This is a genomic window from Stenotrophomonas sp. S4, from assembly GCF_054187805.2.
This window is the reverse complement of the sequence record NZ_CM196188.1, coordinates 4,650,664-4,673,609: the sequence shown is the minus strand read 5'-3', so window position 1 is coordinate 4,673,609 and position 22,946 is coordinate 4,650,664. Positions and strand designations below refer to the sequence as shown.

The 22,946-nt window shown below is 67.9% G+C and carries 21 protein-coding genes; 15 read left to right on the top strand and 6 right to left on the bottom strand.

Annotated features, from left to right (window positions below):
* Positions 1–56 precede the first annotated feature (56 nt).
* The 4 genes from ACUZUJ_RS21780 to xth all read left to right on the top strand — a co-directional run bounded on the left by ACUZUJ_RS21780 (position 57) and on the right by xth (position 5,816).
* Positions 57–1,484 (top strand): DcaP family trimeric outer membrane transporter, encoded by a 1,428-nt coding sequence (locus ACUZUJ_RS21780; RefSeq protein ID WP_458220337.1) that lies wholly within the window; start codon positions 57–59, stop codon positions 1,482–1,484.
* Positions 1,485–1,627: 143 nt separating this feature from the next.
* A complete protein-coding gene (locus ACUZUJ_RS21775; protein WP_049446920.1) occupies positions 1,628–3,292 on the top strand; it encodes an MFS transporter in 1,665 nt (554 codons plus the stop codon).
* A gap of 154 nt (positions 3,293–3,446) precedes the next feature.
* On the top strand, positions 3,447–4,856 hold the full coding sequence (locus ACUZUJ_RS21770) for a coniferyl aldehyde dehydrogenase (RefSeq protein WP_458220336.1): 1,410 nt from the start codon (positions 3,447–3,449) through the stop codon (positions 4,854–4,856).
* Between the two features lie 192 nt (positions 4,857–5,048).
* Complete coding sequence (gene xth, locus ACUZUJ_RS21765; RefSeq protein ID WP_458220335.1) at positions 5,049–5,816, top strand: exodeoxyribonuclease III; 768 nt, start codon at positions 5,049–5,051, stop codon at positions 5,814–5,816.
* Positions 5,817–5,888: 72 nt separating this feature from the next.
* On the opposite strand, the gene ACUZUJ_RS21760 is transcribed toward xth, so the two are convergent.
* Positions 5,889–6,140 carry a GlsB/YeaQ/YmgE family stress response membrane protein gene (locus ACUZUJ_RS21760; protein WP_005411656.1) on the bottom strand — a complete coding sequence of 84 codons (252 nt, stop codon included), beginning with the start codon at positions 6,138–6,140 and terminating at the stop codon, positions 5,889–5,891.
* A gap of 84 nt (positions 6,141–6,224) precedes the next feature.
* Here ACUZUJ_RS21760 and ACUZUJ_RS21755 point away from each other — a divergent pair, with 84 nt between their 5' ends.
* From ACUZUJ_RS21755 to ACUZUJ_RS21715, 9 genes are all read left to right on the top strand, one after another.
* The gene (locus tag ACUZUJ_RS21755) at positions 6,225–6,824 is read left to right on the top strand and encodes a 4'-phosphopantetheinyl transferase family protein (RefSeq protein ID WP_049446926.1); all 600 of its coding nucleotides are present in this window, start codon (positions 6,225–6,227) and stop codon (positions 6,822–6,824) included.
* Positions 6,825–6,863: 39 nt separating this feature from the next.
* Positions 6,864–7,502, top strand: a complete 639-nt coding sequence (rsmG, locus tag ACUZUJ_RS21750; RefSeq protein WP_049442096.1) for a 16S rRNA (guanine(527)-N(7))-methyltransferase RsmG — start codon at positions 6,864–6,866, stop codon at positions 7,500–7,502.
* A 112-nt stretch (positions 7,503–7,614) separates the two neighbouring features.
* Positions 7,615–8,412 (top strand): ParA family protein, encoded by a 798-nt coding sequence (locus ACUZUJ_RS21745; RefSeq protein WP_005411653.1) that lies wholly within the window; start codon positions 7,615–7,617, stop codon positions 8,410–8,412.
* Entirely contained in the window at positions 8,412–9,335 is a 924-nt protein-coding gene (locus tag ACUZUJ_RS21740; protein ID WP_014038972.1) for a ParB/RepB/Spo0J family partition protein, read from the top strand. The genes ACUZUJ_RS21745 and ACUZUJ_RS21740 overlap by 1 nt, the downstream gene beginning before the upstream one ends.
* Positions 9,336–9,461: 126 nt before the next feature.
* Positions 9,462–10,193, top strand: coding sequence for a suppressor of fused domain protein (locus ACUZUJ_RS21735; RefSeq protein ID WP_049446932.1), 732 nt, complete (start codon positions 9,462–9,464; stop codon positions 10,191–10,193).
* A gap of 51 nt (positions 10,194–10,244) precedes the next feature.
* Positions 10,245–11,210 (top strand): NAD-dependent epimerase/dehydratase family protein, encoded by a 966-nt coding sequence (locus ACUZUJ_RS21730; RefSeq protein ID WP_049446935.1) that lies wholly within the window; start codon positions 10,245–10,247, stop codon positions 11,208–11,210.
* Positions 11,211–11,300: 90 nt separating this feature from the next.
* Positions 11,301–12,023, top strand: coding sequence for a glycosyltransferase family 2 protein (locus ACUZUJ_RS21725; RefSeq protein WP_049446937.1), 723 nt, complete (start codon positions 11,301–11,303; stop codon positions 12,021–12,023).
* Entirely contained in the window at positions 12,023–12,370 is a 348-nt protein-coding gene (locus tag ACUZUJ_RS21720) for a lipid-A-disaccharide synthase N-terminal domain-containing protein (RefSeq protein ID WP_014038968.1), read from the top strand. Before ACUZUJ_RS21725 ends, ACUZUJ_RS21720 begins: the two co-directional genes overlap by 1 nt.
* Positions 12,371–12,706: 336 nt before the next feature.
* Positions 12,707–14,479, top strand: a complete 1,773-nt coding sequence (locus tag ACUZUJ_RS21715; RefSeq protein WP_087924046.1) for a DUF885 domain-containing protein — start codon at positions 12,707–12,709, stop codon at positions 14,477–14,479.
* A gap of 96 nt (positions 14,480–14,575) precedes the next feature.
* Here ACUZUJ_RS21715 and ACUZUJ_RS21710 read toward each other — a convergent pair whose 3' ends face one another.
* The 5 genes from ACUZUJ_RS21710 to ACUZUJ_RS21690 all read right to left on the bottom strand — a co-directional run bounded on the left by ACUZUJ_RS21710 (position 14,576) and on the right by ACUZUJ_RS21690 (position 21,199).
* The gene (locus ACUZUJ_RS21710) at positions 14,576–17,785 is read right to left on the bottom strand and encodes an efflux RND transporter permease subunit (RefSeq protein ID WP_049446941.1); all 3,210 of its coding nucleotides are present in this window, start codon (positions 17,783–17,785) and stop codon (positions 14,576–14,578) included.
* A gap of 10 nt (positions 17,786–17,795) precedes the next feature.
* A complete protein-coding gene (locus ACUZUJ_RS21705) occupies positions 17,796–19,001 on the bottom strand; it encodes an efflux RND transporter periplasmic adaptor subunit (protein ID WP_458220334.1) in 1,206 nt (401 codons plus the stop codon).
* Positions 18,998–20,251 carry a TolC family protein gene (locus ACUZUJ_RS21700; protein ID WP_458220333.1) on the bottom strand — a complete coding sequence of 418 codons (1,254 nt, stop codon included), beginning with the start codon at positions 20,249–20,251 and terminating at the stop codon, positions 18,998–19,000. The genes ACUZUJ_RS21705 and ACUZUJ_RS21700 overlap by 4 nt, the downstream gene beginning before the upstream one ends.
* 56 nt (positions 20,252–20,307) lie before the next feature.
* On the bottom strand, positions 20,308–20,640 hold the full coding sequence (locus ACUZUJ_RS21695; RefSeq protein WP_049446947.1) for a hypothetical protein: 333 nt from the start codon (positions 20,638–20,640) through the stop codon (positions 20,308–20,310).
* Positions 20,641–20,800: 160 nt separating this feature from the next.
* Entirely contained in the window at positions 20,801–21,199 is a 399-nt protein-coding gene (locus ACUZUJ_RS21690) for a RidA family protein (RefSeq protein WP_101766320.1), read from the bottom strand.
* Between the two features lie 109 nt (positions 21,200–21,308).
* Here ACUZUJ_RS21690 and ACUZUJ_RS21685 point away from each other — a divergent pair, with 109 nt between their 5' ends.
* A complete protein-coding gene (locus ACUZUJ_RS21685; protein ID WP_119006944.1) occupies positions 21,309–22,202 on the top strand; it encodes a LysR family transcriptional regulator in 894 nt (297 codons plus the stop codon).
* A gap of 55 nt (positions 22,203–22,257) precedes the next feature.
* On the top strand, positions 22,258–22,767 hold the full coding sequence (gene dnaQ / locus ACUZUJ_RS21680) for a DNA polymerase III subunit epsilon (RefSeq protein ID WP_006402525.1): 510 nt from the start codon (positions 22,258–22,260) through the stop codon (positions 22,765–22,767).
* Positions 22,768–22,946 lie beyond the last annotated feature (179 nt).

Below are 22,946 nucleotides of genomic sequence, written 5' to 3'. Positions count from 1 at the left end.
CGGCTCGACCGTGCCCCACGCGCGGCATCACCTTGCCACTTGGGAGAGAGGGCAACATGAGCCACCGTACGTTGAAAGCCGTGCGCACACCTTTGGCGGCCTGCCTGTTGGTCGCCCTGGTCGCACCGGGCATGGCGTTCGCAGAGACCGCCAAAGAGAAAGCACTGGAAGCACGCGTTGCCGAACTGGAACGCCAGGTCCAGCTGCTGCTGTCTTCGCAGCAACAACAACAGACCCAGATCAGCCAGACCCAGCAGGCGGTGACCGAAGTCCGCACGGTGCAGGCCGAGCAGAAGCCGGTCGCACAGGTGCCGGCCGGCAAGCAGCCGATCCAGGTCACCACCATCACCCCGGGCGCGGCGCCGGGCACCACGGTCAAGATCGGCGGCTTCATCAAGGCCGATTTCCTCGCCACCCAGACCAGCGATGGCCAGCTGGCCGACGACGCCACCGGCCGCTCGCTGTACCTGCCGGGCCAGACCCCGGTGGAGGGCGCCGGCGGCAGCGGCAAGCGTTCGGGTACCGACTTCAACGCCCACGCCAAGTTCTCGCGCTTCAACCTGGGCATCGACAATGTGAGCGAATCGGGCAACAAGGCCGGTGCGTTCTTCGAGATGGACTTCTTCGGCAACTCGCTGGGCAACCAGACCGCCACCAACACCTATGGCGTGACCCTGCGCCACGCCTACATGTACTGGAACAACTGGCTGGCCGGCCAGACCTGGTCCAACTTCATGGACGCGGCCGCACTGCCCGAAGCGGTCGACTTCGTCGGCCCCACCGACGGCGTGATCTTCGTGCGCCAGGCCCAGGTGCGCTACACCCAGGGCGGCTTCAGCGTCGCGCTGGAAAACCCGGAAACCACCACCCTCACCGGTACCCGCAACCCGGTCACCGGCGCCTGGACCAACACCAGCGCCAACTCCGATCGTGGCAGCCTGCCTGATCTGACCCTGCGTTACGGCTGGAAGGGCGACTGGGGCACCTTCGGTGTCGGCGGCATCGTCCGCCAGCTGAAGGTCGACAACCAGGCCACCGGTGCCAAGGCTGACAAGGTGGCCGGCGGCCTGACCCTGGGCGGCAAGTGGGTGATGGGTGACAGCGATTCGCTGCACTACCAGCTGACCGGCGGCGAAGGCATCGCCCGCTACATCGGCCTGGGCATCACCGCCGACAGCGCCTACGACGTGGCCCGCGACGAGCTCAACCCGACCGGCGTGCTGGCCGGCTACGTGGGCTGGCGGCATGCGTTCTCGCCGAAGCTGCGCACCAACCTGATCTACGCGCGCAGCGACTACGACAACGACAGCATCCTCGGCCCGCTGGTGACCAAGAGCGTGCAGAGCATCCGCGGCAACATCTTCTATTCGCCGCTGCCCAAGGTCGATATCGGTGCCGAGCTGATGTATGGCCGTCGCGAAGTGGAGAACGGCAACAAGGGTGACATCACCCGATTGCAGTTCACCACCAAGTACAGCTTCTAAGAGCGTGCCGGCCAGCGGCCGGCACCTACCGAGATGGGGTGCCGGTCGCGGCCGGCACCTACCGAATTGAGTGCCGATCAAGGTCGGCACCCACCGAGATTGAATGCCGGCCAAGGCCGGCATCTACAGAGGGAAAGCGTCCCATGTCCAGCACTGCATCAAGCCCGCACAATGCGGCGGGCACCCTGACCAAGGGCCACAAGAAAGTCATCTTCGCCTCGAGCCTCGGCACGGTCTTCGAGTGGTATGACTTCTTCCTGTACGGCTCGCTCGCCGCCATCATCGCCAAGCAGTTCTTCAGTGGCGTCAATGAAACCACGGGCATGATCTTCGCCCTGCTGGCGTTTGCAGCCGGCTTCTTCGTGCGTCCGTTCGGCGCGGCCTTCTTCGGCAGCCTCGGCGACCGCATCGGCCGCAAGTACACCTTCCTGGTCACCATCCTGATCATGGGCATCTCGACCTTCCTGGTCGGCGTGCTGCCCAACTACGCCTCGATCGGCTTCGCCGCACCGGTGATCCTGATCATCCTGCGCCTGGCCCAGGGCCTGGCGATGGGCGGCGAGTACGGCGGTGCCGCCACCTACGTGGCCGAGCATGCGCCGGACGACAAGCGTGGCCTGTACACCAGCTTCATCCAGTGCACCGCCACGCTCGGCCTGTTCATGTCGCTGCTGATCATCCTGGCCTGCCGCTACTTCCTGGGCAACGAAGCCTTCGAAGCCTGGGGCTGGCGTATTCCGTTCCTCGTGTCGATCCTGCTGCTGGGTGTGTCCGTGTGGATCCGCCTGCAGCTGAGCGAATCGCCGCTGTTCCAGCAGATGAAGTCCGAGGGCAAGGGTTCCAAGACGCCGTTCCGTGACAGCCTGAAGGGCGGCAACCTGAAGCTGATGCTGCTGGTCCTGCTCGGCGCCGCAGCCGGCCAGGCCGTGGTCTGGTACGGCGGCCAGTTCTACGCGCTGTTCTTCCTCAGCAGCATGCTGAAGGTCGATGCCACCACCTCCTACCTGCTGATCGCGGCCGCGCTGGCACTGGGCGTGCCGTTCTTCATCTTCTTCGGCTGGCTGTCCGACCGTATCGGCCGCAAGAAGATCATCCTGGCCGGCTGCCTGCTGGCGGCTGTTACCTACATCCCGATCTTCAAGGGCCTGACCCATTTCGCCAACCCGGCCATCGAAGAAGCCCGCAGCAGCTCCCCGGCCCTGGTCGTGGCCGATCCGAACACCTGCTCGTTCCAGTTCGATCCGGTCGGCCTGCGCAAGTTCACCAGCTCCTGCGACGTGGCTACCGCTGCGCTGACCAAGGCCGGTGTGCCGTACGACGTACAGCCCGCCGCCGCCGGTTCGCTGGCGATGGTGAACGTGGGCAGCGCCAGCGTCACCTCGTATGAGGCCGCTGGCCTGACCAAGGAAGACGGCAAGGCCAAGGCCGACGCGTTCGGTGCGGAACTGAAGACCGCCCTGACCACCGCCGGCTACCCGGCCAAGGCCGATGGCGCACGCATCAACATCGCCGGCACCATCTTCATGCTGTGGCTGCTGGTGCTGTACGTGACCATGGTCTACGGCCCGATCGCCGCTTACTTGGTCGAACTGTTCCCGACCCGCATCCGCTACACCTCGATGTCGCTGCCGTACCACATCGGCAACGGCTGGTTCGGTGGCTTCCTGCCGGCGATCTCGTTCGCGCTGGTGGCCGGTACCGGCAACCTCTACTACGGCCTGTGGTACCCCATCATCATCGCGTTGATGTCGGTGGTGATCGGCGGCTTGTTCCTGCGCGAGACCAAGGACGTGGATATCACCAAATAACCGGCGTGCCGACCAACGGTCGGTACCCACCGGGTTTCAGGGGCCGCGGTGCAGACCGCGGCCCTTTTGTTTCCCTGTTTTTGGGGTCAGATCCCTTTCGCCTGCGAAAGGGATCTGACCCCATCGAGACGCGGCTCGACCCTACAATCGGCCCATGAGCACCGTCACCCCAGTCGACCTCCCCGCCATCCTGCACACCCTGCGCAGCGCCTGGCAGTCGCAGCGCCCGTCGCTGGACCAGCGCGAGAATGACCTGCGCCGCTTGCGCGAGGCGCTGAAGCCGCGCCTGGACGAAATGGCCCAGGCCATCGCCGAGGACTTCGGCCACCGCGCCCACGTCGAATCGAAGCTGGCCGATGGCATGAGCGTGCTGTCGGCCATCGACCACCTGCGCCGCCATCTGCGGCGCTGGTCGAAGCTGCAGCGGGTGGGCGCCGGTTGGCGACTGTGGCCGGCGCGCGCGCAGCTGCGGCCGACGCCGCTGGGCGTGGTCGGGGTGATCTCGCCCTGGAACTACCCGGTCACGCTGGCATTGGTGCCACTGGCCACCGCCATCGCCGCCGGCAACCACGTACTGCTGAAGCCTTCGGAACACACGCCGCGCACCAGCGCGTTCCTGGCCGATCTGCTGGCCAGCGTGTTCCCGCCCGATCGGGTGGCGGTGGTGCAGGGTGGGGCGGACGTGGCCGCGGCGGTGTCGTCGCTGCCGCTGGACCATCTGCTGTTCACCGGCTCGACGGCCGTTGGCCGCAAGGTGATGGCCGCTGCCGCCGAGCATCTGGTGCCGGTCACGCTGGAACTGGGCGGCAAGTCGCCGGCCATCGTCTGCCGCGATTTCCCGCTGGACAAGGCCGCTGCACGGCTGGCCACCGGCAAGTGGTTCAACGCCGGCCAGACCTGCATCGCGCCGGATTACGTGCTGATCGACACCGCGCGCCAGCGTGAGTTCGTGCAGGCGCTGCAGCAGCAGGTACGCGAGCGCTACGGCGATTTCAGCGATGCCGACGATTACACGCGCATCATCAACGAAGGACAGTACCGGCGCCTGCAGGGCTACCTGGCGCAGGCGCGCGAACGCGGCGTGCCGGTGATTCCGTTGGCGCAGGTGGATGAGGCGCGCGCCGACCGCGAGCGCCTGCTGGTGCCGACCGTAGTGCTGGATCCGCCGGACGATCTGGACCTGATGCGCGAGGAGATCTTCGGGCCGATCCTGCCGGTGCGGGCCTACCCGGATCTGGAGGCGGCGCTGGCCGATGTGCTGTCCCGTGATCGGCCGCTGGCGCTGTATCCCTTCAGCCATGACACGGCCACGGTGGAGCGCATCCTCGGCCAGGTGGTAGCCGGCGGGGTGACGGTCAACGACACGCTGCTGCACTTCGCTGCCGACGGGCTGCCGTTCGGCGGCGTGGGCGCCAGCGGCATGGGCGCGTACCACGGCCGGGCCGGGTTCGATGCGATGAGCAAGCGGCTGCCGGTGCTGTGGCAGTCGCGCTGGGCCGCCAGCGACCGGCTGCGACCGCCGTATTCGAAGATTGCGGGGTTGTTGAAGTTCCTCTTGCGGTAGTGCCGGCCGCTGGCCGGCAAATGCAGGGTCTCGCCGAGGGTTCATGGGGTTGCCGGCCAGCGGCCGGCACTACCGGTCGGTGCCAACCCGCGCGGCCCCTTCCGGTGGGTGCCAAGCTTGGTTGGCACGCGTGAACCCCATGCGCCAACCAAGGTTGGCGTCTACCAAACCCGGGCCGGGTAGAATGTCCCCATGAAGATCGCCTCGTGGAACGTCAATTCGCTCAATGTCCGCCTGCCGCACCTGGAGCAGTGGCTCAAGGACTTCGGCCCGGACATCGTCGGTATCCAGGAAACCAAGCTGGAGGACCACAAGTTCCCCGATTCGGCGCTGATCGGCGCGGGCTACCGCAGCGTGTTCGCCGGCCAGAAGACCTACAACGGCGTGGCGCTGCTGTCGCGTGAGCCGGCGCAGGACGTGCAGATCGGTATTCCCGGCTTCGAGGACGAGCAGAAGCGTGTCATCGCCGGTACCTTCGGCGACCTGCGGGTGATCAACCTGTACGTGGTCAACGGCCAGGACATCGGCACCGACAAGTACGACTACAAGCTGCGCTGGCTGGAGGCGGTGCATGCCTGGATCGCCGAAGAACTGCAGCGGCACCCGAAGCTGATCGTGATGGGCGATTTCAACATCGCCCCGGACGCGCGCGATGTGCACGACCCGGAGGTGTGGAACGAAAACCACATCCTGACCTCCACCGCCGAGCGCGGCGCGCTCAACAAGCTGCTGCAGCTGGGCCTGCACGATGGCTTCCGCCTGCACAATGACGAGGCCGGTGTGTTCAGCTGGTGGGATTACCGTGCCGCCGGCTTCCGCCGCAACTTGGGCCTGCGCATCGACCTGACCCTGGTCTCCGACGCGCTGAAGGGCAGCGCGGTGGCCTCGGGTATTGATCGTGAGCCGCGCACCTGGGAACGCCCGAGTGACCACGCGCCGGCATGGGTGCAGTTGGGTTGAACGAACGGGGCCCGGCGATTGCCGGGCCCGTTCTGAAACATCTGCCGGCCAGCGGCCGGCACTACCCTCAGATCACCGTATGCTCTTGCGGGTGAACAGGTTGACGATCGCCAGCAGGATCACCGCACCGATCAGCGAGAACAGGAAGGTGCGGATGGTGATCGCTTCGTTGATGCCGCCGCCGAACAGCCAGCCGGAAATCAGCGCGCCGACGATGCCGACCACGATGTTGAGGATGATGCCCTGCTGGGCATCGCGCTTCATGATGATGCTGGCCAGCCAGCCTACGATGCCGCCGACGATCAGCCAGATGATGATGCCCATGATCGAACCTCCGGTGGGGAACTGTGACCAGTTGACGCGCACGGCCGTGAACCCGTCGTGGAATTGCGTGATGGGCGCGTGCGGATGAGCCTGCCAGCCACCCTCGACGGCCCGTGGCGCTTCGGTCCGGTGACCGTCTGGCGACGCCCGCATGTGCCGGGCCACCGCGGCGAACCGCAGGCGCGGCAGGTGCTGGCGCAGGCGCTGGGCGCCGAGCCGGAGACGCTGCCACTGGTCCGTGATGACAAGGGCCGGCCAGAGCTGAGCGGCGCGCTGGCCCACTACGGCACCGGCTGGAGTCACAGCGGCGAGGTGCTGCTGGTGGCGCTGGGCGAGGGCGTGCGGCTGGGCGTGGACCTGGAGCTGCTGCGGCCGCGGGCCCGCCTGCTGGAGATCGTGCAGCGCTTCTTCCACCCCGAGGAGGTGGCCTGGCTGGAAAGCCTGGACGAGGCCGGGCGCGAGCACTGGTTCTTCCGCGTGTGGTGCGCCAAGGAAGCGATGCTGAAGGCGCACGGGCAGGGCATCTCGTTCGGCCTGCACCGCCTGCAGCTGGCGCCGGGGGCCGATGGCGCCCTGCACCTGCGCTGGTGCGACCCGGAACTGGGCGAGGCCGCGCGCTGGCACCTGCACGAATGGCAGGCCACCGGCCAGTTCCGTGCGGCATTGGCCTGGTATCCACACTGAAGCGGGGAATCAGCGCGCAAAACCGGCGATAATGTCGGCATGAGCGAACACCCACTTCCCGCCAGCGTGTCTGCCACGCTGGAACAGGGCCTGGCCAGCATGGGCCTGGACGCCGCGCTGGCGCCGCCGCTGCTGCGCTACCTGGCCTTGCTGCACCGCTGGAACGGCACCTACAACCTCACCGCCATCCGCGATCCGCAGGAGATGGTCACCCGCCACCTGCTTGACTCGCTGGCGATGCAGCCGTTCGTGGCCGATGGCAGCCTGGCCGACCTCGGCACCGGCCCCGGGTTGCCCGGCATCCCGCTGGCGATTGCCTGCCCGGGCCTGCAGGTCACCCTGGTCGAGAGCAACGGCAAGAAGGCGCGCTTCATGCGCGAGGCCGTGCGCCAGCTCGGCCTGGGCAACGCCCGCGTGGCCGAATCGCGCGCCGAGGCGCTGGACGAGGCCGGCCGTTACGACCAGCTGACCGCGCGCGCGATGGACACCCTGGCCGGCATCGTCCGCGTCGGTGGCCACCTGCTGCGCCCCGGCGGCGTGCTGCTGGCCATGAAGGGCGTCTACCCGCATGAAGAGATCGCGGAGCTGCCGGACGGCTGGCAGGTGCGCGAGGTGACCCCGCTGAGCGTGCCCGGCCTGGCCGGCGAACGCCACCTGGTCACTGTTACAGGCCCCTGATTCCCGCCGCCAGCCCCTTGTGGAACAACGGGTTGGCGATTCACGATTTCCGCAAGGGGCCGGTTGTACGCATAATGACCGGTCCCAGCACACGTCGACGAGGCACACCCGCATGGCCCGCATCATCGCCATCGCCAACCAGAAGGGTGGCGTCGGCAAGACCACGACCGCCGTCAACCTGGCCGCTTCCCTGGCCAACGCACCCAAGCGCGTGCTGTTGGTCGACCTGGATTCGCAGGGCAACGCGACCATGGGCAGTGGCGTGGACAAACGAGAGCTGGCCGCCTCCACCTGTGACCTGCTGCTCGGCGAGAACAGCGCCGCCGATGTGCGCGTGCAGACTGCCGAGGGCTACGACCTGCTGCCCGGCAACATCGACCTGACCGCCGCCGAGATCCAGTTGATGGGCCAGAGCGAGCGCGAGCAGCGCCTGAAGCGCGCGCTGGCGCCGATCCGCGACGAGTACGACTACATCCTGATCGACTGCCCGCCGGCGCTGTCGCTGCTGACGCTCAACGCGCTGGCCGCCGCCGACTCGGTGATCGTGCCGATGCAGTGCGAGTACTACGCGCTGGAAGGCCTGAGCGCGCTGGTGGAAACCATCGAGGCGCTGCGCACCAGCCTGAACCCGGCGCTGGAGATCGAAGGCGTGCTGCGCACCATGTTCGACGTGCGCAACAACCTGGCCAACGCGGTCTCGGCCGAGCTCACCGAGCACTTCGGCGACCGCGTGTTCCGCACCATCGTGCCGCGCAACGTGCGCCTGGCCGAGGCGCCCAGCCATGGCCAGAGCATCGTCGGCTACGACCGCGCCTCGCGCGGTGGCGTGGCCTACCTGGGCCTGGCCGGCGAGATCATCCGCCGCAACAACGAACGCAACAAGGCCGCCAAGGCCGTGGAGACTGTCTGATGACCAGCAGCAAGCCGGCAGCCAAGAAGCGAGGCCTCGGCCGTGGCCTGGATGCCCTGCTGGGTCCCAAGGGTGCGGTCAGCCAGGTGCAGGCCACCACCGCGGTGATCGAGCCGCTGCCGGGTGAAGTGCTGCGCAAGCTGGCCGTGGGCCAGCTGCAGCCGGGCAAGTACCAGCCGCGTCGCGAGATGGACGAGGGCAAGCTGTCCGAGCTGGCCGACTCGATCAAGTCGCAGGGCGTGATCCAGCCGATCCTGGTGCGCCAGCTGCCGGCGGGCAACTACGAAATCGTCGCCGGTGAACGCCGCTGGCGTGCATCGCAGCTGGCCGGCCTGGACGAAGTGCCGGTGGTGGTGCGCGAGCTGGAAGACCGCACCGTCATCGCGATGGCGCTGATCGAGAACATCCAGCGCGAAGACCTCAACCCGCTGGAAGAAGCCGAGGCGCTGCAGCGCCTGATCAGCGAGTTCACCCTGACCCATGCCGAGGCCGCCGAGGCCGTCGGCCGCTCGCGCGCGGCGGTGTCCAACCTGCTGCGCCTGCTGGAGCTGCCGGTGGCGATCCGCCTGCTGCTGGAAACCCGCCGCCTGGAAATGGGCCACGCCCGTGCGCTGCTGACCCTGGCCCCCGAGCTGGCCGGCAAGCTGGCGCAGGAAGCGGCCGATGAAGGCTGGTCGGTGCGCGAGGTCGAGCGCCGTGCGCAGGCCTTCGCCGCCGGCAAGGTGCCGAGCAACCGCCCGGTGGCTGCGCCGAAGGTGCAGCAGGCCGACATCGCCTCGCTGGAAACCGAGCTGTCCGAAGCCCTGGGGGCCAAGGTGGCGATCAACCATGGTCGCGGCGGCAAGGGCAAGCTGATCATCCACTACACCGACCTGGATACCCTGGACGGCGTGCTGGAAAAGCTGCGCACGCGCCAGGGCTGAGCCCGGCGCAATGACAGGGGGCGCGGCCCGTTCCTGCCGTGTCCCGCGAATGACAGGGAACGCACCGCCGCGCGTGCCGTGGGATGTACTGCCTTCCGGCCCGTGGCCTCATCCAGGGAGCAGGACATGAGCAACGCATTCGACGACGTCAGCCCGGGCGGCAGCCCGATCCTGGTGCACAGCCGCCAGAAGGACTTCACCCCGCCGCAGGGCGAAGAACACATCGAGGCGATCGGCGCGCACATCGAGCGCCACCTGGGCCCGGTGTCCGGCGTCTTCCACGAGATCATCTCCGACCTGGTGCACATCGACGTGCACGTGGTGCCGGCCACCGACCAGTTCCCGTATCTGCGGCTGGTGACCTCCGGCATGAGCGATCTGCCGATGACCGTGCCCGCCGAGGTGGAGGCGGACGTGCCGCGCTACATGGAGCTGATGGTGACCCTGCCGGCCGACTGGCCGATCTCGCAGGACGCCTTCGAGGACGAGCGCAACTACTGGCCGGTGCGCCTGCTGAAGGGCATGGCGCGGCTGCCGCACGAGTACGACACCTGGCTGGGCTTCGGCCACACCATTCCCAATGGCCATCCCAGCGAGCCCTATGCGCCGGGCGTGGGCTTCGACGGCACCATCGTGCTGCCGCCGGTCACCACCCCGGAAGATTTCGCCGAACTGGTGCTGGAGGATGGCAGGACCATCGCCTTCATGGCCCTCATGCCGCTGTACCCGGAAGAAATGGACCTGAAGCTGAAAAAGGGCGCCGAGGCGCTGCTCGACCGCTTCGATGCAAAGAACATCCAGGACGTGATCGAGCCCGGCCGCACCAACGTGGCCAGGAAGCGTTTCGGGCTGTTCTGAGCCCGCAGCGTATCCTCTGCACCTGTACTCATTGATTTCCAGGCAACTGCAATGACCATCCTGCTCACCGGCGCTGCCGGCTTCATCGGTGCCTACACCGCCCGCGCGCTGCTGGAGGCGGGCCAGCCGGTGGTCGGCCTGGACAACTTCAACGACTACTACGACCCGCAGATCAAGCGCGACCGCGTGGCCGCGCTGTGCCCGGCGCTGGACCTGCGCACGCTGGACCTGACCGATCGCGAAGGCCTGGCCGCACTGTTTGACGAAGTGCAGCCGACCGCGGTGATCCACTTGGCCGCGCAGGCCGGCGTGCGCTATTCGCTGGAAAACCCGCACGCCTACGTCGACAGCAACCTGGTCGGCTTCGTCAACATGCTCGAACTGTGCCGCCACCGTGGCGTGCAGCATCTGGTGTATGCCTCCAGCAGCTCGGTCTACGGTGATTCGGCCACGCCGCCGTTCTCCGAGGACCAGCGCGTTGACCAGCCGCGCTCGCTGTACGCGGCGACCAAGGCCGCCAACGAACTGATGGCCTACACCTACGCGCAGCTGTATGGCCTGCACGCCACCGGCCTGCGTTTCTTCACCGTGTATGGCCCGTGGGGCCGACCGGACATGGCACCGCTGCTGTTCTCGCGTGCGGTGCTGGCCGGGCGGCCGATCGACGTGTTCAACGAAGGCCGCATGCAGCGCGACTTCACACATGTTTCCGACATCGTGTCGGGTATCCTCGGCGCCCTCGCGCATCCGGCCGACGGTCCGGTGCCGCACCGGGTGTTCAACCTCGGCAACCATACGCCGGTCGAGCTGGAGCGCTTCATCAGCGTGATCGAACAGGCCGCCGGCCGCCCCGCGCAGAAGGTCTACAAGCCCATGCAGCCCGGCGACATGGTGCGCACGATGGCTGATACCCGACGCGCACATGACGCTTTCGGCTTCGATGCGGTGACCCCGATCGAAGAAGGCCTGCCGCCTGTGGTGCAGTGGTGCCGCGAGTATTTTGGCGATCGCGCCTGAGGATGGATCCTCACGCCGCGGGGTTCATCTTCGGATAACCTCGGTTTCGGAGAATGCGCGGTCTTTGTCCCCCCTTTGGCCGAGTGCCTTATGAGCCAACCCGAGCTTTCCGTTGTCGTCCCCGTATTCAACGAGCGCGACAACGTCGCCCCGCTGGTCGCCGAAATCACCGCTGCGCTGCGTGGCCGGCTGCCGTTCGAGATCGTCTACATCGACGATCACTCGCGCGATGACACCCTGGCGGTGCTGCAGGGGCTGAAGGCAACCACCCCGGAACTGCGCGTGCTGCACCATGTGAACCAGAGCGGGCAGAGCACCGCGGTGCGCACCGGCGTCAAGCATGCGCGGGCGCCGTGGATCGCCACCCTGGATGGTGATGGCCAGAACGATCCGGCCGATATTCCCAAGCTGCTGGCAGCGCGCGATGCTGCCGAGGCGCAGGTGAAGCTGTTTGCCGGCTGGCGCGTCAACCGCCAGGACAGCGGCAGCAAGCGCTGGGCCAGCCGCTGGGCCAACCGCATCCGCGCGCGCATGCTGCGCGACGATACGCCCGACACCGGCTGCGGCATCAAGCTGTTCGAGCGCAGTGCGTTCCTCGACCTGCCGTACTTCGACCACATGCACCGCTACCTGCCGGCGCTGATGCAGCGCGCCGGCTGGAAGACCACCAGCGTGCCGGTCAACCACCGCCACCGCACCGCCGGCGTGTCCAAGTACAACAACCTCGGGCGCGCGCTGGTCGGCATCCGTGACCTGCGCGGCGTGGCCTGGCTGATCACCCGCAGCAAGCGCACCGCGGTGGAAGAGCGGTGATGGGCCTGGAGCTGCACTGGCTCGACCAGCCGCTGACCTGGCTGTACTGGACCGGCCTGCATGTGACCGGCTGGAAGCTGATCGGCTATACCGGCGCACTGATGTTCGGCGGCCGCTGGCTGGTCCAGTTCATCGCCTCCAAGCGCGCCGGCAAGCCGGTGATCCCGCGCCTGTTCTGGTACATGAGCGTGATCGGCAGCCTGATGACGCTGAGCTACTTCCTGTTCTCGGCCAAGCAGGACTCGGTGGGCGTGCTGCAGAACCTGTTCCCGGCGTTCACCGCGCTGTACAGCCTGCACCTGGACATCAAGCACCGGGGCTGGAAGCGGGACAAGGCCAGCCACTGAGGCTGTGGGGTCGGATCCCTTTCCGCAGGAAAGGGCTCTGACCCCGTCCGGATCGCCGGCGCATCCACGCATGGCGTGGCTCTGTTGCATGTCCGGCGGCCGTGCCGGGTCCTGCCTGCTGTGGGTAGAGTCGACTTTCGCGCGAAGCGCGGGGTTTGCTACATCTGGCGGAAGAGCAGCCGCTGACAGTCGGCTCTACCACGCGCCTTCGGCGCTGGGGCCCCGGCCTGCGGCCGGTTCCCGGTCCTGCCTGCGTTGCAGGCAGGACCTTCGTCCCATGCCACGGGCCGTGGGCGGTGCCATGATCGGGGTCTGCCTTCCCGGGAACCTGTGCTCGTGAAAACCCGTCTTGCCGTTGCCCTGCTGATCGCCCTGTCCGCCCCCGCCGTGGCCCTGGCCGCGCCGCCCGCCACCGCCGCACCGGCCAGCGTGGCCACTGAATCGCCCGCCGACGCCGCCTTCCGCGCGCTGTACGAGAAGGAATGGAAGTGGCGCCAGCAGGGCGGCGGTGAAGCCAGCGAGGACGAGGACGCCCCGGCCAACGCCACCCGCATGCCCGACATCGGCCCGGCCGCGCAGCAGGCACGCCTGAAGGTGTGGGACGAAACCCTGGCCGCGCTGAAGAAGATCGACCCGAAGACCCTGTCGCCCGACAACCAGGTCAACTACGCGATCTACCACGACCAGGTGTTCAACCTGGCCGAAGAGACGCGCCTGCGCGGCTACGAGATGCCGTTCAACGCCGACTCCTCGTTCTGGTCCAACCTGTCCTTCATGGCCCGGCGCGAGATGAAGACCGCGCAGGATTACCAGAACTACATCGCCCGCCTGAACGATGTGCCGCGCTACTTCGGCCAGCAGACCGAGAACATGCGCGCTGGCCTGAAGCGTGGCTTCAGCGTGCCGCGTGCCGTGCTCGATGGTCGCGAAGTGTCCATCGCCACCGTTGCCGAACTGAAGGACCCGACCGAGTCGCCGCTGTACGCGCCGTTCAAGAAGCTGCCCAACAGCATCCCGGCGGCCGAACAGGCCAGGCTGCAGGCGCAGGCGCGCGCGGCGATCAGCGGCAAGGTGGTGCCGGCGTTCCAGCAGCTGCGCACCTTCTTCGTCAACGAGTACGTGCCGCAGGCGCGCACCACCCTGGCCGCCGAAGCGATGCCGGATGGCAAGGCGTACTACAAGCAGCAGATCCACGAATACACCACGCTGGACCTGTCGCCGGACGAGATCCACCGCATCGGCCTGGGTGAAGTCGAGCGCATCCAGAAGGAAATGAACGACATCATCAAGCAGGTGAAGTTCAAGGGCAGCTTCGCCGAGTTCCTGACCTTCCTGCGCACCGATCCGCAGTTCTACGCCAAGACTCCGGAGGAACTGCTGTCGCGCGCGGCGTGGATTTCCAAGCGTGCCGACGGCCAGCTCGGCAAGTACATGACGCTGCCGCGCGCCCGCTTCACCATCGTGCCGGTGCCACCGGACATCGCGCCGTTCTGGACCGCCGGCCGTGGTGGCATGGGCACCTACTGGCTCAACACCTACAACCTGCCGTCGCGCCCGCTGTACAACCTGCCGGCGCTGACTCTGCATGAATCCGATCCGGGCCATTCGCTGCAGGGAGCGATTGCCGCCGAGCAGAAGAACCTGCCCGAGTTCCGCCGCAACGCCTACATTTCCGCCTATGGCGAAGGCTGGGCGTTGTACTGCGAGAAGCTGGGCGTGGAGATGGGCATCTACGAAACCCCCTACGAGGATTTCGGCCGCCTGACCTACGAGATGTGGCGCGCGGCACGCCTGGTGATCGACACCGGCGTGCACAGCAAGGGCTGGACCCGCGAGCAGGCGCTGGCCTACCTGCGTGACCACACCGCGCTGAGCGAGCATGAAGTGACCACCGAAGTGGACCGCTACATTTCCTGGCCGGGCCAGGCGCTGAGCTACAAGCTGGGCGAGATCGCCATCGTTCGCCTGCGTGCGCAGGCCGAGAAGGAGCTGGGCGACAAGTTCGACATCAAGGGTTTCCACGACACCCTGCTCAAGCAGGGCTCGGTGCCGCTGCCGGTGCTGGAACAGCAGATCCAGGCCTACATCGCCGAACGCAAGAAGGCCTGACCGTTCCAAGGTAGTGCCGGGCGCTGGCCGGCAATCCGACCCGGTCATGGGGTCGGATCCCTTTCCCACGGAAAGGGCTCCGACCCCGGCATCACCTCACCCCACCGCCCTTGGCTTGGCCACCCGTGCCGCGAAGGTCGGCAGCACCAGCAGGGTCAGCACGGTGGCGGTGATCAGGCCACCGATCACCACCGTCGCCAGCGGCTTCTGCACCTCGGCACCGGAACCGCTGGCGATTGCCATCGGAATGAAGCCGACGATCGCCACCAGTGCCGTGGTCAGCACCGCGCGGATGCGACTTGAGGCACCGTTGATCGCCGCCTGCAGCGGCAGGTCGCCGGCGTCCAGACGTTCGCGGATCGCCTGCATCAGCACCAGGCCATTCAAGGTCGCCACGCCGGAGACGGCGATGAAGCCGACCGCCGCCGACACCGAGAACGGCATGCCACGCAGCAGCAGCGCGAGGATGCCGCCGACCAGTGCCAGCGGCACGCAGCTGAACACCAGAATGGCTTCCTTGCCGCTGCGCAGGGCCATGAACAGCAGGCTGCCGATCAGCAGGAACACCACCGGCACCACCGTTGCCAGCCGCTTCTCGGCGCGCTGCAGGTTCTCGAACTGGCCACCCCAGGTCAGGTACGCACCCGGCGGCAGCGCCACGTCGGCCACTGCAGCCTGCGCTTCGCCCACGAAACCGCCCAGGTCGCGGCCACGCACGTTGGCCTGCACCACCACGCGGCGGCTGCCGTTGTTGCGGCTGATCTGGTTCGGCCCTTCGCTGACCGTGATGCGCGCGACCGACGACAGCGGAATCACCAGCCCCGACGGCGTGGCGATCGGCAGTGAGGCCAGTTGGTCCGGATCGTTGCGCGAGGCATCGTCCAGGCGCACCACCACGTTGAAACGGCGGTCGCCTTCGAAGATCTTGCCCGCCGCGGTGCCACCGATACCAGTGGACAGTGCATCGCTCACGTCCGCGGCGGTCAGCCCATACTGTGCCGCTGCAACGTGGTCGATGGCCACGTTGAGCGTCGGCAGGCCGGAGATCTGCTCCACCCGCACATCGGCCGCGCCCTCCACCGCGCGCAGCTTCAGCGCCACCTGGTCGGCCACCTTCTGCAACTGGCTGAAATCATCGCCGAAGATCATCACCGCCAGGTCGGTACGCACGCCGGAAATCAGCTCGTTGAAGCGCAGCTCGATCGGCTGGCTGAACTCGAAGCTGTTGCCCAGCTGCTGCCCGGCCAGCGTTTCGAAGCGTGCCACCAGCGCGTCCTTGCCCAGCTTCGGATCCGGCCAGTCCTTGCGTGGCTTCAGCACGATCACGCTGTCGGAGATGTTGGTCGGCATCGGGTCGATGGCCGCCTCGGCGGTACCGGTGCGCGAGAACACGGTCTCCACTTCCGGCTGCTTGGCGATTGCCTTTTCCAGTGCCAGCTGCATCGCCAGCGACTGCTCAAGTGAGGTCGATGGCACGCGCAGGGCCTGCATCGCCACGTTGCCTTCGTCCAGCGTCGGCATGAACTCGCGGCCCAGCAGCGAGAACGAGCCGATGCCCACCACCACCATCATCACCGCACCGGCCAGCACCGTGCGCGGATGGGTCACGGCCTTGCGCACCACCGGCTCGATGCGCGCACGCAGCACGCGGATCAGCTTCGTCTCGTGCTCGCCATCATCGGTATGCGCATCGCCGTCCTTGACCTTCGGCTCGCGCACCAGCAGCGCGGCCATCGCCGGCACGAAGGTGAAGGAGAAGATGAAGGCACCGACCAGGGCCAGCATGAAGGTGGCTGCCATCGGGTGGAACGTTTTGCCCTCCACGCCTTCCAGAGTAAGGATCGGCGCGAACACCAGCAGGATGATCAACTGGCCGAAGGCCGCAGGGCGCGCCATCTTCATGGCCGAATCGGCGGCCACGCGCAGGCGTTCCATCGCGGTCAACGCACGGCCGAGTTCGGCGCGGCGCTGACCCAGCATCAGCAGCGTCGACTCGACCACGATCACCGCACCGTCCACCAGGATGCCGAAGTCCAGGGCACCCAGGCTCATCAGGTTGCCGCTGATGCCGAAGCGGTTCATGCCGATCACCGCGAACAGGAACGACAGCGGAATCACCAGCGCGGTGATCGTTGCCGCACGCAGGTTGCCCAGCAGCAGGAACAGCACCACCACCACCAGCAGCGCGCCCTCGGTGAGGTTCTTGGCCACGGTCTTGATGGTGGAATTGACCAGCACGCTGCGGTCCAGCACCGGTGCCGCCACGATGTCGGCCGGCAGCGATTTGTTCACCTGCTCCAGGCGCGCGGCTGCGGCCTGGGCCACGGTGCGGCTGTTGCCGCCGGCGATCATCAGCGCGGTGCCCAGCACGGCTTCGTGGCCGTTGCGGCTGGCCGCACCCAGGCGCGGCGCGCGGCTCAGCTCGACCTCGGCCACATCGGCCACGCGCACCACCACGCCATTGCGGGTGGCTACCGGGGCCTGTGCCAGATCCTCGGTGGTCAGTGCCAGGCCATCGGCACGCACCACCAGGCCTTCGCCGGCACGCTGCACGAAACCGGCACCGGCCTGCACGTTGGAACGCTGCAGGGCAGTGACCAGATCGGCCAGGCCGAGGCCGTGCGCGGCCAGCCGGGCGCTGTCCGGATGCACGCCGTATTCCTTGACGTAGCCGCCGACCGTATCGACGCCGGCCAGCCCCGGGCTGGAACGCATCTGCGGCGCGATGATCCAGTCCTGCACGGTGCGCAGGTAGGTGGCACGTTCTTCTGGCGTGCGCAGCAGGTTGCCTTCCGGCGTGCGGTAGACCTCGCCGGCCTGCCAGCCCGCTTCACCGGGCTTGGCCAGCCTGGCCGGATCGAACGTGGTGAAGTCCACGGTCCACATCAGCACTTCACCGAGGCCGGTGGTGACCGGCGACAGCATCGGCGACGCGCCATCGGGCAGGTCTTCGGATGCCTCGCGCATGCGTTCGGCCACCTGCTGGCGGGCGAAGTAGATGTCGGTCGCATCAGTGAAGATCGCGGTGACCTGCGAGAAGCCATTGCGCGACAGCGAACGCGTGGTGGTCAGGCCGGGAATGCCGGCCAGCGCGGTTTCCAGCGGGTAGGTCACCTGCCGCTCGATCTGTTCGGGCGTCAGCGCTGGTGCCACCGTGTTGATCTGCACCTGGCGGTTGGTGATGTCCGGCACCGCGTCGATCGGCAGCTTGCCCAGCTGGAACAGGCCCACGGCAGCGATCAGCGCCGCCATGAACACCACCAGCCAGCGGTGGCGCACCGCTGTTTCAATGATCAGCTTGAACATGGTCGCCTCCTCAGTGGCCGTGCTCGGCTTCGCCCTTGGCCAGTTCGGCCTTGAGCAGGAAGGCGTTGGCACCGACGATGCGCTCGTTGCCGGTCAGTCCACCGAGGATCTCGATGCGGTCGCCGGCACGGCGCCCGGCCAGCACCGGCTGCGCCTTGAAGCCGCCGTCGACGGCGACGAACACCGCACTGCTGCCATCGACGTTCTGCACCGCATCGGCGGGCACGCTGAGCGAACCGTCCTGGCCCTCGGTGACCACCACCGCCGAAACCGGCGAACCGGCCGGCGGCAGCGAAGCGTCCACTGGCGTGGCGCGGATCACCGCGACGCCGCCCTGCTGGCGCACATCGGCGGCCGAACCGGTGACGGTGGCGGTGAAGCTGCCACCCGGCACGCTCACTTCCAGCTTCATGCCGGGCGTGACCTGTGCGGCCAGCGCGGGCGGCGCGGTGAACACCAGTTCGTTCATCGCCGGATCGGCGACATCGGCCACCGCGCTGCCGGCGGCGACCACCCCGCCCGGGGTGACCTGCACGTTGCCGACGATGCCGGCCACCGGACTGGTGATGCGCACGCGGCCACTGGCATCGGGCGCACCGTTGGCAGCAGCCTGGGCCTGCGCGGCAGCGGCCTGGGCCTGTGCCGCCAACGAGCGGGCGCGCGAGGCCTCCAGTTCCTGGCGCGCGACCACGCCCTGGTCGACCAGCGCCTTGTCGCGACCATAGGCCAGGCGCGCGGCTTCGGCTTCGGCCGAGGCGGCCAGCGCATTGGCGCGGAACACCGCGGCCTCACCGCTGACCAAGATGGCCAGCGCCTGGTTCTGCTTCACTGCCGTGCCCGGCGCGACCAGCACGCGCTCGACGCGGCCGGTCACCGTGGACGCCACCGACGCGCGTGCGCCCACCGACGGCTCGACGCGGCCGGACAGGCGCGTGGAGCCACCGCCACCGCGGCCGATGGCGACCACCTCGATACCGGACGCCTTGATCTGTTCCGGGGTCAGCTCCACCACGCCTTCATCGGCGTCGGCGGGGGCCTTGGCGGTTTCCGCCTTGGCCTCCTTGCTGTCGGCGGCATGGCCGTGGCCATCGTCGGTGCCGGCCTTGGCCGCAGCCGGGTCTTCATTGGCAGGCGTCTGCGCATTGCCGGCGCAGCCGGCAAGCAGAACGGTCAGCAGCACGCCGCCGATCAGCGGGAAAGTACGGGAGAGAGTCATTTGGCCTCCACAAAAGGTGCGCGCCCTTCAAGGCGGGCAAGATCGATTTCGGCGCCGACGCGCGACAGGCGCGCATCCACGGCGGTGCCGCGGGCGGCGATGAGGGCGCTGCGCGTGCTGCGCAGTTCCAGCTGCGAGATGCGTCCGGCGTCGAAGCCGACGCGTGCGAGGCGATACGCCTCTTCGGCGGCGACCACGCTTTCATCGGCGGCGCGGGTACGGCTGCCGGCCGCCTTCAGCCCGGCCACGGCAGACAGGCGTTCGGCCTCGCTGTCGCGGCGCTGCTGGTCCAGGCGTGCCTCGGCCGCGCGCCGGTCGGCATTGGCGGCGCGGATGCCACCGCGGTTGCGGTCGAACAGCGGGATGCTGAGGCTGACCCCGAGGTTGTAGGCACGCTCGCCGCCTTCGCGGAAACGGGTCTGCGCGGCGGTGACGCTCAGATCGGGCAGGGCGCGCTTGCGCTCCACCTCGACCAGCTTGCCGGCCGCATCGGCTTCGGCTTCAGCGATGCGCACCGCCAGCGCCACGTCGGTGGCGCCACGCGGCAGCGGCGGGGCACGGTCGAGCAGGCTGTTGTCGATCGACTGCACCGGCGCATCCAGCAGCGCGGCACCGGCCAGGCGGGCCAGTGCGGCGTCGCGGAATGCCTGCGCCTCATCCAGCGCAGCGCTGGCATTGGCCACTTCGCTCTGCGCCTGCACCGCGCGCAGCTGCGGTTCGCGGCCCTGCTTGACCATCGCGTTGACCGCATTGGCGTCATCGCGGGTGAGGGTCAGCGCTTCTTCGGCCAGGGCGTAGCGGCGCAGTGCACTTTCCGCCTGTGCGTAGACCACCGCCAGCTGGCTGGCCACGTCGCTGCGGCTTTGGGCACCACGCAGGTTGGCGGCCTGTGCCTCGGCACGGGCGGCACGGACACGCGCGCCACGCTGGCCCCAGACCTCCAGCGGCTGGGACAGGGTGAGCACGGTATCGGCCTTGCCCATGCCGCCATAGGAGCCGGTGCCCCAGGCGTTCTCGGCGGAGTAGGAGAGGGAAGGGTTGGGCAACGCACGGGCCTGGTCGGCGCGCGCGTCGGCGGCCTCGGCCAGCGCCGTACCCACACGGGTGCCGGGCAGCTGGTCCAGGCGTTCAAGCAGGGTGTCGTAGGAAGGGGCGGCTTGCGCCATCACCGATGCCGCCGGGGCCAGGCCCAGCAGCACAGCGACGACCAGCCCGGCCGCGCGCGGCGACCGAGGTGTCAGGATCGACATAGGGGGATTCCGGTTGTGAGTGAAACGGGAGCCCGCAATCGCGGGACGCGCTCAACTCACGCCCGGGGAGGACGCGTCAATTCATCCTGGGCGACCGCATAGGTCGCCGCGTCGCCGGCATTCATCCAGCGCGCCGGCAGTGGCGCACCGAAGGCAGCGAGGGTGCTGGCCGGCAGGCTCAGATTGGAGTGGTGGCAGTGGTTGTGGCCACAGGCACCGACGTGCTTGCCGTCGGCATCGCCATCGGAATCCGGTGCGGACTCCACGTGCACCGTGCTGGCGTGCGGTTCCACCGTGCAGGCCAGCGCGTCGGCCACCGGCACGACCACGAATGCCGCCATCAGCAGCATCAGCAGGTACGAGCGAAGGTGGCGGGAGATCCGGCGCATGGAGGGGAGGCTAGCAAGCGGTTTTCGCCGGATACAATATCAATGGCCACCTCGGGAATCCGTCGGAGCCTCCCGTTCAGGTGGGTCGGGCTGGGGTCGGATCCCTTTCCTCCGGAAAGGGCTCTGACCCCGACACCTTGCTGCCGGCCAGCGGCCGGCACTACCGTTCTGCAGGCAGCTTCGCGATCACCTTGATCTCGAACTGGAACCCATACAGCCAGGTCACGCCGATTCCGGTCAGGGTCGGGTGCGGTGCTTCGCCCCAATACTCGGGCACGATCGCCCACGCCTTCTCGAAGTTCTTCTCGGGATCGACCAGGAACACGGTCACGTCGACCACGTCATCGAAGGTGCAGCCGGCGGCAGCCAGCACCGCGTTGAGATTCTCGAAGGCGCGGCGTACCTGGGTTTCAAAATCCGGCTCGGGTGAGCCGTCCTCGCGGCTGCCGACCTGGCCGGAGACGAACAGGAAGCCATCGGACCGGATCGCCGGCGAGTAGCGGTTGCGCTCGTACAAGGCCTGGCGGCCGGCGGGGAAAACGACATCACGCTGTGACATGGGGAAGATCCCGTGGGAGAGAACGCCCATCCTCCGCGCCAGCGCTGTCTGGATAAACCGCGATGATCGGCCTAGATTGATTGCCGATCCCAAACAATCATGGCCCGCCATGGACCGTTTCGAGGCGATGCGGGCGTTTGCCCGGGTGGTGGAAACCGGCAGCTTCACCCGCGCCGCGCAGACCCTGCAGATCAGCCGCACCACAGCCACCCAGCTGGTGCAGCAGCTGGAGGCGCACCTGCGGCTGCGCCTGCTCAACCGCACCACGCGCCGGGTCAGCGTCACCGCCGATGGCGCGGCCTATTACCCGCGCATCGCCCGCCTGCTGGCCGAGCTGGAAGAGGTGGAGGGCGGGCTGGGCGACGCGGCCACCCAGCCGCGCGGACGCCTGCGCGTGGATGTGCCCGGGCCGTACGCGCGCTTGCGGCTGGTGCCGGCGCTGCCGGATTTCCAGGCGCGCTACCCGGAGATCCAGCTGGATATCGGCGTCAGCGACCGCGAGGTCGATGTCATCGCCGACAACGTCGACTGCGTGATCCGCGGCGGCACCCCGGCCGACCCGGCACTGGTGGCGCGGCCGCTCGGCGCGCTGCCGATCGGTTTCCACGCCAGCCCGGGCTATGTGCAGCGTTTCGGCCTGCCGACCGACCCGCGCGCGCTGGAAGGACCGGACCACCACATGGTCGGCTTCCTCAGCCCACGCAGTGGCCGGGCCCGGATGTTCAGCGCGCAGCGCGGCGATGAGCGCGTCGAAGTGCAGGGCCGCTACACGGTCGGCTTCGACGACGGCAATGCCTATCTGGCGGCTGCGTTGGCGGGGCTGGGCGTGGTGGCGCTGCCCAGCTACATGGCCGATCCGCACGTGGCGCGTGGCGAGCTGCTGCCGGTGCTGCAGGACTGGCAGCTGCCGCCGATGCCGATGCATGTGATGTTTCCGCCGAACCGGCACATGAGCCAGCGGCTGCGGGTGTTCATCGATTGGGTGGTGGAAGCGTTGGGGTGAGTGCATCGGTCGCGTGCGAAAATCCGGCTGCACGTACTGGAGAACGCACACCCTGATGAGCCGCATCGTCGCACTGGATACCGAAACCACCGGCATCTCCCACCGCCTGGGGCACCGGGTGATCGAAATCGGTGCCGTCGAACTGATCGATGGCCAGCTGACCGGCCGCCAGTTCCACACCTACCTGCAGCCGCAGCGCAAGGTCGATTGGGGCGCACAGCGCGTGCATGGCATCAGCGATGCGATGCTGGTGGGCAAGCCACTGTTTTCAAGCAAGGCCGCCGAACTGCTGGACTTCCTGCGCGGCAGCGAAATGGTCGCGCACAACGCCACCTTCGACGTGGGTTTCCTGGACAACGAGCTGCGCCTGGCGGGCATCCCCGGCACGCTGGCCCAGCATTGCCGCATCACCTGCAGCCTGAAGCTGGCGCGCGGGCGCTGGCCGGGCCAGGGCAACAAGCTGGATGATGTGCTGCAGCGCCTGCGCATTCCCGGCAACCGCGGCCTGCACGGCGCGTTGAAGGATGCCCATCTGCTGGCCCAGGTGATTCCGCATCTGCGTTGAACTGGCCCGGCACTACCGGCGGCCGTCGCGTTCAGCCCCAGCCTGTGGGTAACTTGCGCAAGTGCTTGAACCCGTGCATAATGCGCGGCTCGCTGTGTCCGGTTTTCTACCGGGCGGCGCCCCCGGGAACACGTCCCCGGCCGCCCAACGCCAGCGTAACCCTTTGATTCTCTTGACGT

Coding starts and splice junctions, on each gene's coding strand:
- ACUZUJ_RS21780 (WP_458220337.1), top strand. CDS start 57: ATGAGCCACCGTACGTTGAAAGCCGTGCGCACACCTTTGGCGGCCTGC.
- ACUZUJ_RS21775 (WP_049446920.1), top strand. CDS start 1,628: ATGTCCAGCACTGCATCAAGCCCGCACAATGCGGCGGGCACCCTGACC.
- ACUZUJ_RS21770 (WP_458220336.1), top strand. CDS start 3,447: ATGAGCACCGTCACCCCAGTCGACCTCCCCGCCATCCTGCACACCCTG.
- xth (WP_458220335.1), top strand. CDS start 5,049: ATGAAGATCGCCTCGTGGAACGTCAATTCGCTCAATGTCCGCCTGCCG.
- ACUZUJ_RS21760 (WP_005411656.1), bottom strand. CDS start 6,140: ATGGGCATCATCATCTGGCTGATCGTCGGCGGCATCGTAGGCTGGCTG.
- ACUZUJ_RS21755 (WP_049446926.1), top strand. CDS start 6,225: ATGAGCCTGCCAGCCACCCTCGACGGCCCGTGGCGCTTCGGTCCGGTG.
- rsmG (WP_049442096.1), top strand. CDS start 6,864: ATGAGCGAACACCCACTTCCCGCCAGCGTGTCTGCCACGCTGGAACAG.
- ACUZUJ_RS21745 (WP_005411653.1), top strand. CDS start 7,615: ATGGCCCGCATCATCGCCATCGCCAACCAGAAGGGTGGCGTCGGCAAG.
- ACUZUJ_RS21740 (WP_014038972.1), top strand. CDS start 8,412: ATGACCAGCAGCAAGCCGGCAGCCAAGAAGCGAGGCCTCGGCCGTGGC.
- ACUZUJ_RS21735 (WP_049446932.1), top strand. CDS start 9,462: ATGAGCAACGCATTCGACGACGTCAGCCCGGGCGGCAGCCCGATCCTG.
- ACUZUJ_RS21730 (WP_049446935.1), top strand. CDS start 10,245: ATGACCATCCTGCTCACCGGCGCTGCCGGCTTCATCGGTGCCTACACC.
- ACUZUJ_RS21725 (WP_049446937.1), top strand. CDS start 11,301: ATGAGCCAACCCGAGCTTTCCGTTGTCGTCCCCGTATTCAACGAGCGC.
- ACUZUJ_RS21720 (WP_014038968.1), top strand. CDS start 12,023: ATGGGCCTGGAGCTGCACTGGCTCGACCAGCCGCTGACCTGGCTGTAC.
- ACUZUJ_RS21710 (WP_049446941.1), bottom strand. CDS start 17,785: ATGTTCAAGCTGATCATTGAAACAGCGGTGCGCCACCGCTGGCTGGTG.
- ACUZUJ_RS21705 (WP_458220334.1), bottom strand. CDS start 19,001: ATGACTCTCTCCCGTACTTTCCCGCTGATCGGCGGCGTGCTGCTGACC.
- ACUZUJ_RS21700 (WP_458220333.1), bottom strand. CDS start 20,251: ATGTCGATCCTGACACCTCGGTCGCCGCGCGCGGCCGGGCTGGTCGTC.
- ACUZUJ_RS21695 (WP_049446947.1), bottom strand. CDS start 20,640: ATGCGCCGGATCTCCCGCCACCTTCGCTCGTACCTGCTGATGCTGCTG.
- ACUZUJ_RS21690 (WP_101766320.1), bottom strand. CDS start 21,199: ATGTCACAGCGTGATGTCGTTTTCCCCGCCGGCCGCCAGGCCTTGTAC.
- ACUZUJ_RS21685 (WP_119006944.1), top strand. CDS start 21,309: ATGGACCGTTTCGAGGCGATGCGGGCGTTTGCCCGGGTGGTGGAAACC.
- dnaQ (WP_006402525.1), top strand. CDS start 22,258: ATGAGCCGCATCGTCGCACTGGATACCGAAACCACCGGCATCTCCCAC.